We start from the raw sequence: 13,411 nt of genomic DNA, 5'->3' as shown, positions 1-13,411 counted from the left end.
CCTGCAAAGGGAAGTTTAGCGATCCTGCAATACCGCCTGACGCTCAAATTCTTTTTCGCAGTATTTGCATTTCAACTGCACTTCGCCATCGCGCTGCTTGACGCTGAATGATGAAGAAACCGGCTCCCGGCGGCTGATGCAGTTGCTGTTGGGGCAGGTTAATACATCGTCGATATGATCAGGCAGCGTCGGCGTCAGTTTACGTACCACATCGTAGTCATCAATCTGATTGACTGTGGCCTGCGGCGCATACATCGCCAGCTGATTCGCCTGCTGCTCAGTCAGGAACACATTCTCGATCTTGATCAGATCCTTACGGCCAAGCTGGTTGGAGGGCAGGTTCAGGCCGATGGTGATGCGCTGATCTGTCGCGGTCAGCTTGAACAATGTCAGCAGCTTAAAACCCACCTGTGCGGGAATGTGGTCGATAACCGTGCCACGCTTGATGGCTTCAACCTGTAATTTATTATCGTGAGTCATGACTATTCCTCTCTCTCACAGAACCAGTTCGCGATTCAGCACTAGCGCCAGCAACGCCTGACGGGCGTAGATGCCGTTCCCCGCCTGTTGGAAGTAGTAAGCGTAGGGCGTTTTATCCACATCGATAGTGATTTCGTCAATGCGCGGCAGCGGGTGCAGCACTTTCAGGTTAGCGCGTGCGCTGTCCAGATCGGCGGCCCGCAGAATGAACTGAGACTTAATATTGATATATTCGGACGGATCCAGACGCTCTTTCTGTACCCGCGTCATGTACAGGATATCCAGATCGGCAACCACTTCTTCAATGCTGCTGTGCAGGCTGTAAGGAATATTTTTATCTTCCAGCATAGACAGGATGTAATCCGGCATTGCCAGCGCATCCGGGGCAATGAAGTAAAAGCGGTTGCCGTCGAATTTTGCCAATGCCTGGGTGAGAGAGTGAACGGTGCGTCCGTATTTCAGGTCGCCCACCATAGCGATATTGATGTTATTAAGACGCCCCTGCGTTTCCTGAATGGTAAACAGATCGAGCAGCGTTTGCGACGGGTGCTGGTTGGCGCCGTCGCCGGCATTCAGTACCGGAATGCCGCCGGAAAACTCAGTGGCCAGGCGGGACGCCCCTTCCTGTGGGTGTCGCATGACGATCGCATCAACATATTGGCTGATGACCGAGATGGTATCGGCCAGCGTTTCGCCTTTTTTGCCCAGCGAGGTATTACTGCTGTCGGCAAAACCCACCACAGAGGCGCCCAGCCGGTGCATCGCGGTTTCAAAGGACAAGCGTGTGCGCGTTGATGCTTCAAAAAAACAACTGGCAATCACTTTGTGCTTTAACAGCTCAGGCTGAGGGTTGGCTTTCAGACTGGCGGCAACCTGCAGCGCCAGCTCCAAATCCTCTCGGCTGAGATCGTTAATTGAAATGACATGTTTTTGATAAAGCGGATTGACCATTTTATTTTTCTCCTTACGGTTAGGCCCGATAAACAGATGTTCGCCGCAAATGACAGGCAAAAAGCTTCCAGATGAAGTTTTTGACGTCACACAGCGGCAGCCCGAAGGGTGACCGCCAGGGACGGCTGGTCACAAAAAAAAAGCCCCTCATTTGAGGGGCTTTTTTATGAACGATCGGTCAAGCAACGGAGAGGAAAACGCTGGCTGGCTGCCTAGTGGCAGTTGTGGTTGGCAACCAACATGAGCAGCGGATTTATTTATGCAGCAGTGCATGATCCCTCCCGGCAAATTGTCGGGAATTATACGCGCCGATGACGCTAATTCAAGCGGAAAACCTGATTTTTTACCCCTGGCAATCGGTTGCGGGGTGAATATCCCCTGCCGTAAGAACGGCGGATCGCTGACTGCTAAATGAAAGCATTTAATTCAAGTCACCTTTTCAGCTTAACCTACTGGCGGGTATCCTGTTTGGCGTGTATAACGTTGGGTAAACCACAGTTTATAAAACACTATTTCATTTTAAAATAGGAATAATTATGATCACTGGCAATATTCACCATCTTGAGCTGGTTCCCTATCTGCCCGCGAAATTGCGTGAAGCGATTGAATACGTTAAGCAGAACATAACCGCTGATACGCCGCTGGGTAAGCATAATATTGACGGGAATAACGCATTCGTGCTGATTTCCAACGACAGTACCGAAACGCTGGAAAAACGCCGTGCCGAGTACCATGCCAAATATCTGGATATCCAGATTATACTGTCCGGCGTGGAAGGGATGACGTTTAGCAATCTGCCCGCAGGCGAACCAGAGGTTGACTGGCTGGCTGATAAAGATCTTGCTTTTTTGCCTTCAGGCGGGCAGGAAAAACAGATTGTGATGCAGGAAGGGGATTTCGTGGTCTTCTTTCCCGGCGAAGTACACAAACCACTGTGTGCGGTCGGGGAACCGGCTCCGGTGCGCAAAGCCGTTGTAAAGATTGACGCGTCGCTGGTGCGGTGATAGGGCATCCCGTGGTGGGCGAAACTGTCTCTGAGTCCGCATAAAATGTGACTAAGAGACAGTGAAAATGAGTGGGCCGGGGTGGGGTATTCGGTGTTCTAACTCTGGCTTAATGTCGCCACCATCACAGCTTTAATGGTGTGCATACGATTTTCCGCCTGATCGAATACGATGCTGTGTGTGGACTCAAACACCTCATCCGTGACTTCCATTCCACCGTGTAGTCCGTACTGCTCCGCCATTTGTTTGCCAATTGTGGTCTGATCATCATGGAATGCCGGCAAGCAGTGCAGGAATTTTACTTGTGGATTGCCGGTAGCGGCAATCATCGCCATGTTTACCTGATAAGGTTTCAGCAGCGTAATGCGCTCCCGCCAGGTTTCTTTGGGTTCGCCCATAGATACCCATACGTCGGTATAAAGGTAGTCGACGCCAGCCACACCTGACGCGATATCATCCGTCAGCGTGATGTTGCCGCCGGTTTGTTTTGCCGCCGCCTGACACTCCGCGACCAGCCCCGCTTCCGGCCAACAGGCTTTGGGCGCCACCAGACGTAAATCCAGCCCGGTCAACGCGGCGGCTTCCAACATGGTATTGCCCATATTGTTGCGGGCGTCTCCCACGTAGGCAAGTTTCATGTCCGACAGCGGTCTGGCGGGTAATTGCTCCTGCATCGTCAGCAGATCCGCCAGCAATTGCGTTGGATGGAATTCATTCGTCAGCCCGTTCCAGACGGGTACACCGGAATATTGCGCCAGTGTTTCAACGATCTGCTGACCGTATCCGCGATACTGGATGCCATCATACATTCTGCCCAGCACACGTGCGGTATCCTTGATGGATTCCTTATGTCCGATTTGACTGCCGCTGGGCGCCAGATAAGTCACCTGCGCTCCCTGATCGTATGCAGCAACTTCGAAAGAGCAGCGAGTACGGGTCGAATCTTTTTCGAAGATGAGTGCGATGTTTTTGCCTTGCAGGCGGCGGATTTCAGAACCGTTTTTTTTATCGGCTTTCAGTTTCGTTGACAGGGCTAAAAGATTGGCGATTTCTACTGGCGTAAAATCCATTAATCTTAAAAAATGGCGCTTATAAAACAGTTTCATAAAGCATATCTCCATACAGCTCAACACCAATGGTTGAATTAAAATTCACTTTATATGTGTAATTATTCAATTTCAAGTGTCGGCGGAAAACTTTATGGTGGAGACCGCCGCAGGGCTGTGGGAGAATGATGAAATATTACGTCGATTAATGAGGACCGAGGCATGGCAAACCGCGAATTACTGGAAGAACAACGTGAAGAGACACGCCTGATCATCGAAGAACTGCTGGATGACGGCAGCGATCCCGATGCGCTCTATACCATTGAACACCATTTTTCAGCCGAGAAGTTTGAGGTGCTGGAAAAGGTTGCCGTAGAAGCGTTCAAATTGGGTTATGAAGTAACGGACGCGGAAGAGCTTGAAGTAGAAGACGGGATTTTATTGATGTGCTGTGATGCCATCAGTGAAGTGGCGTTGAATGCGGAATTGATCGACGCGCAGGTAGAACAGCTTTTGACGCTGGCAGAGCGCTATGGCGTGAACTACGACGGCTGGGGAACCTACTTTGAAGATCCCGATGGCGAAGAAGCGAACGACGAAGATTTTTATGACGAAGACGACGACGGAAAACGTCATTAATTATTAACATCAAGCCTCATTCAAGGCCGCAAAGGTGAATGCCTATGCGGCTTTTTATCACTTAAGCGTCCGGTTATAGCACTTTCAGCATGGTAACTTCACAATCGGTATGCCCGGTATTGCCCATAGCGTGCGGAATATGTTCAAAACCCAGTGACTGGTACAGCCGGATAGCGCGGGTTAAATGGCCGGTGGTTTCCAGATAGCAGCGGCGAAAACCGTGCTGGCGGGCAAAGTCCAGCGCCTGTAAAGCTAACTGTCTGGCTAAACCCTTGCCGCGCAGAACCGGTAAAAAATACATTTTTTGTAGTTCACACACATCTTCATCGCCGTCTACCAGCGGCGCGATACCGCCGCCGCCAGCCACTTCACCTTGATGTTCAATCACCCAATAAGCACTATCCGGCTGATTGTAAAGCTCAAACAGGCTATCCAGATTAGGATCGGATACCGTGTAGCCTTTGTCATCCGTTAAACCGAATTCAGTGGAAACACAACGAATAACATGGGCGATCGCGGCGTTGTCCTGTGCCGTGATCGGGCGTATTCGAAGGCTGACGGGAATTGCGGTTGTCATGTTACTCACTCTTGTTTTTACGCTATAAGGGTTCACATAAGTGCTGGCGATTGTAATACCATTTAATCCCGATTTGATGCAATGACCGATTGAGTTTGCTGACAAAGTAGCCTGTAAGCCTGAGATACACGGGCCTGGCGTACCGAGGGGCCATTATGGGACACATCCTTGTGTCCCACCCTGCGGGTCAGCATACATGCTGTTCAAATTTTGCTCCCGGCAAATTTGTCGGCGGCTCACGCCGCTACGACCCCTCAGCACGCTCTCCCTAATAATGAGCGTTGTCAACAGTCTGATTGCTATTGTTGGGGGGAGTGACGTTAATTTAAGGTATTTGCTCTTAGCCCGGTATATATGCGAATGAGAGTCTTCTTATTTCAGAATGTCTTTTTTCGGTGGCAATATGTAACTAATTATTTAGTTCTCTGGTGTGAAAATAATGACAGGGATTGTTTGTTTAAATTATTTATATAATAAAATCAATTTATTAAATAATAAGTATCGAACGGGGACGCATTTTTTACCTTATTTGTTATTAGTCGTTCCTTTACCTTTTTTTACGCTGATGGCAAATGCGGCTGAACCCATTAATCCGTCGCAGATCGATAACAGGCAGATTAACCAGCAGCAAATCAATCAGCAGGAGCGGCAACGAGCACAGGAGCGTCAACTGACGCCGCAGGTGCCGGATGTTCGTTTGCAGCCTCCCGGATCTTTCCTGACCCGTCTGCATTTTCCAGTAGAAATGACCCCGTGCTATCCGATCAGAAAAGTAGATCTGCAAGGTACTCAGGATTTTCCTGGCTGGCTGCCGTTGCAACGGCTGGCCGATCAGGCGGTGGATCGGTGCCTGGGAGCCAAAGGGATCAACTTGCTGATGAGCGCATTGCAGAATCGCCTGATCGATCACGGCTATGTGACCGCACGCGTTCTGGCTCCGGCGCAGGATCTGAAAAGCGGTACGCTGACGCTCGCTATCGTGCCGGGATATGTCCGCACCGTGAAATTGACGCCGGACAGCGATGATGATATTCAGCTCTACAGCGCTTTTCCGGCGCATGAAGGGAACCTGCTCGACTTGCGCGATATCGAGCAAGGGCTGGAGAATTTACAGCGTCTTCCCACCGTGCAGGCAAGCATGGAAATTATCCCCGGTGAACAACCGGGTGAGAGCGATATCGTTATTAGCCGCAAACAGGAAAAGATGTGGCGTCTTGGTTTGTCGTTCGATGATTCAGGAACCGAAAGCACAGGCCGCTATCAGGGGGGCGCTACGCTCTCGCTTGATAATCCCTTTTCACTTAGCGATCTTCTCTACGTCTCCGCCAGCCGCGACTTGCATGACGAAAGCGGCAAGAGAAGCCGTAACTATACGGCACACTACTCGGTTCCCTTTGGTTACTGGACGCTGGGGATCACCGGCAGCGATTATGATTATCACCAGACGGTGGCCGGTTTAAATGAGGATTACCGTTACCGCGGCAAAAGTAAAAATCTCGATGTGCAGTTAAGCCGCGTACTGCACCGCAGCAGCAGCCAGAAAACGACGTTCACCTATGATGTGCTGGCACGCGAAACCCGCAACTATATCAACGATACCGAAGTAGAAGTGCAGCGTCGCCAGACTGCCGCATGGCGACTGGGGCTGCAACATCGTCACTATATCGGTCAGGCCACGCTTGACGCTGGCGTCAGCTACCAGCGCGGCACCCGCTGGTTCGGCGCGCAACCGGCGCCGGAAGAGTTTGTCGGCGATGCGACGGCGCTCGGCAAAATTTTTCTGTTTAACGCTCAACTTAACCTGCCTTTTGAGATCGGCTCACAGACGTTTCGCTACAACGTGCAGTACCTGCGCCAGATAAGCAACACGCCGCTTACGCCCCAGGATCAGTTCGCTATCGGCAACCGTTGGACGGTGCGTGGCTTTGATGGCGAACGCACGCTTAACGCCAGCCGTGGCTGGTATGTGCGCAACGATCTGGCCTGGAGCATGCCGTTGCCAAATCAAGAACTGTACCTCGGTGCAGACTACGGTGAAGTGGGCGGTTATAGCTCGGACTATCTGATCGGTAAACATCTGGCAGGCGGCGTAGTGGGCCTGCGCGGCTATGTGCTCAACACCAGCTATGACTTGTTTGCAGGCGTCCCCTTCTCGAAACCGGACGGCTTTAAAACCGATTCCGTGACTCTCGGGTTTAACCTCAACTGGAACTGGTAATGCGCGTCGGAAAATATGACATCAAGGCGCCGCTGATTCTGGGCGGCGAAGAGAGCGAAGCGGAAGTGCTTGGCGCTTCCGTGTGGCTGTGGATGCACTCGCCATTGCATCGTGATGCGCCGTTACATGCGCTGCCAACGCTGCTGTTGCCCATCATCAAGCGCCAGCAGTACGTCTTGGTCGCCGAGCAGGAGCGCCCCATTTTCTTTCTGAGCTGGGCGTGGCTCAACCTGGAATCGGAAGCGCGCTATCTCATCCGCCCTTCTATCCATATGAAGGAAGAAGACTGGGACAGCGGCGATCGGATGTGGTTCTGCGACTGGATAGCCCCTTTTGGACACACCGCCGAGATGAACAAGTTGATGCGAGATGACATCTTCCCCGATCACTGCGTTCGCGCACTGTACCACCGTGGGCAGCAGCGCGGTAAACGCGTGGTGATGTTCCACGGAGCGAGAGTAAGCCGCAAGGCGGCGGGAAACTGGCGTAAGGCACATCCATTGGCTATTGAACTGCCGGAAGTTTTAACAGCAAGGACACTGCGATGAACAAGAACCTGTATCGTATCGTTTTTAACAAAGCGCGCAATATGCTGATGGTGGTGGCGGATATCGCCCGCTCCGGTCGCACTGGTTCCTCCCCTTCTTCCGGCATCGGGCATACGCATAGCCGCCTTATCGGTAAAGTCAGCGCTCTCAGCTTCAGTTTGTGGCTGGCGATAGGCGCCGTCCAGTCCGTGCAGGCGAATATTGTGGCTAACAGCGGCGCGCCGAAAAACCAGCAGCCGACCATTCTCAACAGCGCCAACGGTACGCCGCAAGTCAATATTCAGACGCCTTCCACAGGCGGCGTATCACGCAACAATTACACCCAGTTCGATGTTAACCGGAAAGGCGTGATCCTCAATAACTCCCGTCAAAATGTACAGACGCAATTGGGCGGCATGGTGACGGGCAACCCGTGGCTTGCCAAAGGGGAAGCTAAAGTCATTCTTAACGAGGTGAACTCCCGCGACCCAAGCCGTCTGAATGGCTTTGTGGAAGTGGCGGGTAAAAAGGCGCAGGTGGTGATCGCCAATCCGTCCGGCATTACCTGTAGCGGCTGCGGCTTTATCAACGCCAGTCGCGCCACGCTCACCACCGGCCAGGTGCAGATGAACAACGGCAATATTACCGGCTATAACGTTGAGCGCGGCGAGGTTGTGGTTGATGGGGCGGGTATGGATACCTCTGGGGCCGATTACACCGACATCATTGCCCGTTCGGTAAAAATCAACGCCGGGCTGTGGGCAAAAGATTTGCAGGTAACCACCGGGCGCAACAATGTCGATGCCGGGCATAGCCGTATCGAAAAAACCGCTGGCGATGCCGTCACTTCCCCTCAACTGGCGGTGGATACGTCCTCCCTCGGCGGTATGTACGCGGGTAAAATCCGCATGGTCGGCACCGAAAGCGGCGTGGGCGTTCGCAATGCGGGCACCATCGGCGCGCAGGCGGGAAGCGTGGTGATCACCGCTGACGGGCGTATTGAAAACAGCGGCGCTATCGGCGCCAGCGACGATACGCAACTGGCGTCTAATGTGGGCGTAGTCAATAGCGGTGCGGTTCGTGCCGGGAATAACGCCAGCATCCAGAGTAAAGGTGCGTTCAACAACAGCGGTTCCGTCATTGCAGGCAACAATGCGCAGCTCCAGGCCGCCACGCTGACCAGCAGCAAAGGAAGCGTACTGGCGGCAGGCGTGAAAGATAACGGGCAACTGGCGGAAAAAGGCGATTTGCAACTGAGCGTCAGCGGCCAGTTGAACGCGCACGGCCAAACGTTGGCGGGCGGCAATCTCAGCATCCGCAGTCAGGAGATGGATCTCAGCGGTAGCCAGACTCAGGGAACGCATGTAGAACTGGACGCGGGGAACGGCAATCTCAGCACGCAAGATGCGCAGGTTTATGCACGGCAGTTGACGGCGAGTACCGGCAGGCAACTGAGTAACGATGGCGGTACGCTTAACGCCGATGCGGTGACACTTTCAGCACAGAGTTTGTCAAACCAGCAGGGAGAAATCGTCCAGACCGGCAGCGGCGATCTGGCATTAAACCTGCCGGGCGAGCTCAATAACCAGCAGGGAAAGATTGCCGCCAACGGTAATATTAATTTAGGCGCACAGACGCTGAACAACCAGAGCGGCATCGTGCTGGCGGCGCAGAACGGCAGCCTGAACGCGCAGGTTAAAGGCAAGTTGGATAACTGGAAGGGGACGCTTGCCGCAGACGGAAATACAATCGTAAACGCGGGGGCGTTCAACAACGAAGAAGGTCTGGTATCCGCCTCGACTGGCAAGGGCGAGATTCGCAGCCAACAGGTCATCAATAACCGTAACGGGCGTATTGAGGCGGCTAAATCACAACGTATCGAATCCGGTGGGATGGGAAACCAGCAGGGCGTGGTTCTGGCCGAGGGGCTAGATCTGGCGCTGAACGACGGCACGCTCAATAACCAGTCCGGCATCCTGCTCTCTTATGGCGCGTTGGGGATCAATAGCGGCGCGCTGAATAACCAGAACGGATCGGTCATCAGCCACGGAACGCTCGCCTACAAAGGTCTGGCGGTGGACAACAGCAACGGGGTGTTCGGCTCCGAACAGGCGCTGGCGGCCGACTTCACCACCTTCCTCAATCAGGGCGGTTCGGTTAAGTCCGGTAGCGGGATGACGCTTAACGCCGCTCAATGGCTGGATAACAGCGGCGGCGTCATCGGCGCGGGTGAAGCGCTCACGCTTGGCGCCGGTGAACTGCGTAACCAACAAGGTACGCTGGTCAGCGGCGATGCAGCGCAGATTAACGCCGATACTCTGGACAACCGCGCTGGGCAACTGGCGGCGCAAAAAGCGCTCACTCTTCGCGGCGAACGCATCAACAACGATGACGGCGGGCTTATTCAGAGCGGGGATAGCTTGGCTGTCGACGCCGGCGAGCTGACTAACCGCAATAGCGGCGAAAAAGGCGGCCTGATCGGTCAGGGCGCAATGACGCTGGCGGCCGATGCGCTCACCAATAACCACGGTCTTATCCTTGCCGGCAACGCGTTTTCGTTGACCGGCGGCCAGCTTGACAACGCTGCCGGACAGTTGGTTTCCGCCGACGCGCTGACGCTCTCGTTAAGCGAAGGGCTGACAAATCAATCCGGCCTGATACAAGGCGGAAGCGTCGCGCTCGCTACCCAGGGACAGACCTTTAACAACCAGTCGGGAACGCTCAATAGCCTCGGTACGTTAACCCTGAACAGCGGCGAGCTGAATAACCAGGGCGGCACGCTGGCGGCGAAAGGCGGGTTCGACCTTGTCGCCGTGGATCTGGATAACCGCGGTGGAGGGCGCGTCATCGGTGAATCAAACACCCGTTTGCATACCGGTAACCTGCAAAATGGCGACGGGCAGATCCAGTCGGTGGGCAATTTGCTGCTCGATAACGCCACAGGCGCGGTTGATAACGTCTCCGGGCTTATCCGCAGCGGCGCGAATCTCACTCTCAACGCGATTAATTTGGTTAATCAGAACACCCAGGGCGTTAATCAGGGGCTGGAAGGCCAGACCGTCAATCTCAACACCGGCGGACTCAACAATCAGAGCGGCAGTATTCTTGCCGATAACGCGCTGACGATTAGCAATAACGGCGAATTGAACAACAGCGCCGGTGCGCTGGCCTCTTCCGGCACGCTGAAAGCGAGTGGCTCAGGACTTAATCTCATCAACCGTGACGGGGTGGTGAAAGCCGGTGAGCAACTGGATATCCGGGCGGATAACGTCGACGGAAGCGGGCAATTGCTGTCGCTTGGCGATATGACTCTGCACAGCAATCAGTCGTTTACCCATAGCGGCACCACGATCGCTAACGGCGATTTTACACTCAGCACGCCGGGGGACATCACCAACAGCGGCAGGCTGCTGGCGGGGCGCAAATTCGATCTGCACGGCGGCAATCTGACGAATACGGCAGGCGGTGAAATCAATGCCGGACAGAACTGGCTGAATGTTGACGACACGCTACTTAACTACGGGCTGATTGACGGGGGATATACGCGCCTTAACGCCGGTACGCTCACCAACACCGGTAGTGGACGTATTTATGGCGATGCCATCGGCGTGAACGCGGCAACGTTCAACAACCTGGCCGAAAACGGCACGGCGGCCACTCTTGCAGGCCGCGAACGCGTGGATATCGGCGTTCAGACGCTGAACAACAGCACGCACAGCCTGATCTATAGCGCGGGCGATATGACCATCGGCGGGGCGCTGGCTGCCAGCGGCGCGGCGACGGGGCTGGCGGCCACTATCAACAACCATAGCGCCACCATTGAGTCTGCCGGAAATATGGCGATCGCCGCCGGGCAGATCAATAACATCAACGACAACTTCTCCACCGAGCTGGTCACCGTTTCCAGTGGGCCGGAGACCGAATACCAGCATTCCGGTTCACCAAATCGCTGGAAGGCTGGCGAGGAGGGCGTGTATGTCGACCGTAATTCATCAGACTCGCTGCTAAATCTGAACACGCCGGAAGATACTGGCGCGAACAACGATAGCTTCAGCCAGTACGACTATACCCGGACGGTTCAGGAGACGCGGATTAGCGCGTCCGACCCGGCGCAGATCCTCGCAGGCGGCGACATAACGCTCGCCGGCGATTCGCTTTTCAACGATAAAAGCCAGATTGTTGCGGGCGGCACGCTGGCAATCAGCGATATGAAAGAGGTTAAAAACGACGACGTGTCCGGGGAGCGCCATACCAGCGATGCGGGCTGGGTGACGCACTACTACCGTATCCGTCATAAAGGCACGGATGAACAAGGCGACGATCGTACAGCCTACACCCCGCCAACGGTGATTCAGACCATCGCGCTTAAGCCGGGCCAGCTTGTCGGCAATGGCGAGTTTGAGGGCAGTTCGGTCAACCTCAATCCGCTGACGCCGCAGGCTACCGATGTGGCCATCGGTCAGGCGGGAACGATTACGGCGCAGGTAAATAGCGACTCACGCGCTCCGCAATTGCAGTCGGTTTCCGCTGGCGAGCCGGTTACCCCGCCGCCGGGTCAGCAGTTTGAGGTCAATCTGCCGGAGGGGACAATCCGTATCGTCGGCCCGGACACCAAACTGCCGGATAACACTCTGTTCACCGTTACCCCATCGACGGATGTGCCCTATCTGGTGGAAACCGACCCACGTTTCACCAACGAGAAGCAGTGGCTCGGTAGTGATTATATGCAGGACGCCTTCAGTCAGAACGGCGATAACACCGCCAAGCGACTCGGCGACGGCTACTACGAGCAGCGTTTGGTGCGCGAACAGGTGATTAATCTGACCGGACAGCGCTATCTTGATGGTTACGCCAGCGACGAAGAACAATTTAAATCGTTAATGGATCAAGGGATCACGTTCGGCAAAGAATACTCGCTGAAGCTTGGCGTAGCGCTGACGCCGGAGCAGATGACGCTGCTGACTGGCGATATCATCTGGCTGGTGAATACCGAGGTGGAAATGCCGGATGGCTCAAGACAGACGGTGCTGGCGCCGCAGGTTTACGCCAAAGTGAAAGCTGGCGATATAGATGGCTCCGGGGCGCTGTTCGCTGGCAACAATATCGTGATGAAGCTCGACGGCGATCTGTTTAACCACGGCACCATCGCCGGACGCCGCGTGGTGCAATTGGATGCCGGTAACATCACCAACCAGACCGGCACTATTCAGGGGGCCGATGTCAGCCTGAACGCCCGGAAGGATATCAACAATATCGGCGGCATTATTCAAGGCAACGACAGCCTGCTGGCCAGCGCCGGTCGTGATATCAACGCGACCTCCACCTTCCGTCGTGCGGAAAGCGCCACGGATCAGAACCGTTTCGCCAGAACCACCATCGACAGCGTTTCCGCTATTTACGTCCAGGGCGAGGACGGCAAGTTTATCCTTCAGGCCGGTCGCGATATAAATCTGACCGCCGCCCAGGTAGTGAACAGCGGTGAGAATAGCCAGACGCAGCTTATCGCCGGTCGAGATTTGAATCTCAACACCGTCACCACCGCCAGCAGCGACGACCTGGTCTGGGACAGTGATAACACCCTGAAGCAAAGCCGGCGCGACAGCGTGGGTAGCGAAGTGGTCGGTAAAGGCAGCGTCACGCTGGCGGCGGGTAACGACATTAACGCGCAGGCGGCGTCGCTCTCATCTGAGAGTACGCTGCAACTGGGCGCCAGCCATGACGTGAACATTAAAGGCGCAGAGAACTTTCTCGATCTGGATGAACGCCATAAGGTAACGGGCAGCAGCGGCTGGCTGTCGAAGACCACCACCCGCACGCATGACGTCGTCTCCCGCCAGACGGTACAGGGCAGTGAACTGAGCGGCGATACGGTTGACATCACGGCAGGCAACGATCTTGCCGTGCTGGGCAGCAGTGTGGCAGGCACCGGCGACGTGTCCTTGCTGGCGGGCAACGATCTTACCGTCGAT

10 protein-coding genes are annotated in these 13,411 nt (G+C 54.7%); 5 read left to right on the top strand and 5 right to left on the bottom strand.

Going from position 1 to position 13,411, the window contains the following annotated elements; genetic code table 11:
* Positions 1 to 15: 15 nt before the first annotated feature.
* A complete protein-coding gene (gene pyrI, locus BIY29_RS14065) occupies positions 16 to 480 on the bottom strand; it encodes an aspartate carbamoyltransferase regulatory subunit (RefSeq protein ID WP_121575729.1) in 465 nt (154 codons plus the stop codon).
* Positions 481 to 495: 15 nt separating this feature from the next.
* The gene (gene pyrB, locus BIY29_RS14060; protein ID WP_121575761.1) at positions 496 to 1,431 is read right to left on the bottom strand and encodes an aspartate carbamoyltransferase; all 936 of its coding nucleotides are present in this window, start codon (positions 1,429 to 1,431) and stop codon (positions 496 to 498) included.
* 536 nt (positions 1,432 to 1,967) lie between these two features.
* On the opposite strand from pyrB, the gene BIY29_RS14055 reads away from it, so the two are divergent.
* A complete protein-coding gene (locus BIY29_RS14055; RefSeq protein ID WP_121575728.1) occupies positions 1,968 to 2,435 on the top strand; it encodes a NanQ anomerase/TabA/YiaL family protein in 468 nt (155 codons plus the stop codon).
* A gap of 98 nt (positions 2,436 to 2,533) precedes the next feature.
* Here the strand turns inward: BIY29_RS14055 and argF are convergent, their stop codons facing one another.
* Together argF and argL are read right to left on the bottom strand one after the other, a co-directional pair.
* Positions 2,534 to 3,541 (bottom strand): ornithine carbamoyltransferase, encoded by a 1,008-nt coding sequence (argF, locus tag BIY29_RS14050; protein ID WP_121575727.1) that lies wholly within the window; start codon positions 3,539 to 3,541, stop codon positions 2,534 to 2,536.
* The gene (argL, locus tag BIY29_RS21015) at positions 3,525 to 3,611 is read right to left on the bottom strand and encodes a putative translational regulatory protein ArgL (protein ID WP_420808422.1); all 87 of its coding nucleotides are present in this window, start codon (positions 3,609 to 3,611) and stop codon (positions 3,525 to 3,527) included. Before argL ends, argF begins: the two co-directional genes overlap by 17 nt.
* A gap of 92 nt (positions 3,612 to 3,703) precedes the next feature.
* Here argL and rraB point away from each other — a divergent pair, with 92 nt between their 5' ends.
* Positions 3,704 to 4,120, top strand: a complete 417-nt coding sequence (rraB, locus tag BIY29_RS14045; RefSeq protein WP_121575726.1) for a ribonuclease E inhibitor RraB — start codon at positions 3,704 to 3,706, stop codon at positions 4,118 to 4,120.
* 73 nt (positions 4,121 to 4,193) lie between these two features.
* Here rraB and BIY29_RS14040 read toward each other — a convergent pair whose 3' ends face one another.
* Positions 4,194 to 4,697 carry a GNAT family N-acetyltransferase gene (locus BIY29_RS14040; RefSeq protein ID WP_121575725.1) on the bottom strand — a complete coding sequence of 168 codons (504 nt, stop codon included), beginning with the start codon at positions 4,695 to 4,697 and terminating at the stop codon, positions 4,194 to 4,196.
* Positions 4,698 to 5,262: 565 nt separating this feature from the next.
* On the opposite strand from BIY29_RS14040, the gene BIY29_RS14030 reads away from it, so the two are divergent.
* The 3 genes from BIY29_RS14030 to BIY29_RS14020 form a co-directional block, all read left to right on the top strand.
* Entirely contained in the window at positions 5,263 to 6,915 is a 1,653-nt protein-coding gene (locus BIY29_RS14030) for a ShlB/FhaC/HecB family hemolysin secretion/activation protein (RefSeq protein WP_121575760.1), read from the top strand.
* Complete coding sequence (locus BIY29_RS14025; protein WP_121575724.1) at positions 6,915 to 7,463, top strand: toxin-activating lysine-acyltransferase; 549 nt, start codon at positions 6,915 to 6,917, stop codon at positions 7,461 to 7,463. The genes BIY29_RS14030 and BIY29_RS14025 overlap by 1 nt, the downstream gene beginning before the upstream one ends.
* Positions 7,460 to 13,411: two-partner secretion domain-containing protein (locus tag BIY29_RS14020; RefSeq protein WP_121575723.1), on the top strand; the 5,952-nt coding region annotated here is incomplete at its 3' end. The genes BIY29_RS14025 and BIY29_RS14020, both read left to right, overlap by 4 nt.

Source organism: Brenneria alni, from assembly GCF_003666245.1.
In the GTDB taxonomy this organism is placed as follows: Bacteria; Pseudomonadota; Gammaproteobacteria; order Enterobacterales; family Enterobacteriaceae; genus Brenneria; species Brenneria alni.
Note: the sequence above shows the minus strand (reverse complement) of the source record. Positions and strands in the feature narration are given on the sequence as shown.

Coding starts and splice junctions, on each gene's coding strand:
- pyrI (WP_121575729.1), bottom strand. CDS start 480: ATGACTCACGATAATAAATTACAGGTTGAAGCCATCAAGCGTGGCACG.
- pyrB (WP_121575761.1), bottom strand. CDS start 1,431: ATGGTCAATCCGCTTTATCAAAAACATGTCATTTCAATTAACGATCTC.
- BIY29_RS14055 (WP_121575728.1), top strand. CDS start 1,968: ATGATCACTGGCAATATTCACCATCTTGAGCTGGTTCCCTATCTGCCC.
- argF (WP_121575727.1), bottom strand. CDS start 3,541: ATGAAACTGTTTTATAAGCGCCATTTTTTAAGATTAATGGATTTTACG.
- rraB (WP_121575726.1), top strand. CDS start 3,704: ATGGCAAACCGCGAATTACTGGAAGAACAACGTGAAGAGACACGCCTG.
- BIY29_RS14040 (WP_121575725.1), bottom strand. CDS start 4,697: ATGACAACCGCAATTCCCGTCAGCCTTCGAATACGCCCGATCACGGCA.
- BIY29_RS14030 (WP_121575760.1), top strand. CDS start 5,263: ATGGCAAATGCGGCTGAACCCATTAATCCGTCGCAGATCGATAACAGG.
- BIY29_RS14025 (WP_121575724.1), top strand. CDS start 6,915: ATGCGCGTCGGAAAATATGACATCAAGGCGCCGCTGATTCTGGGCGGC.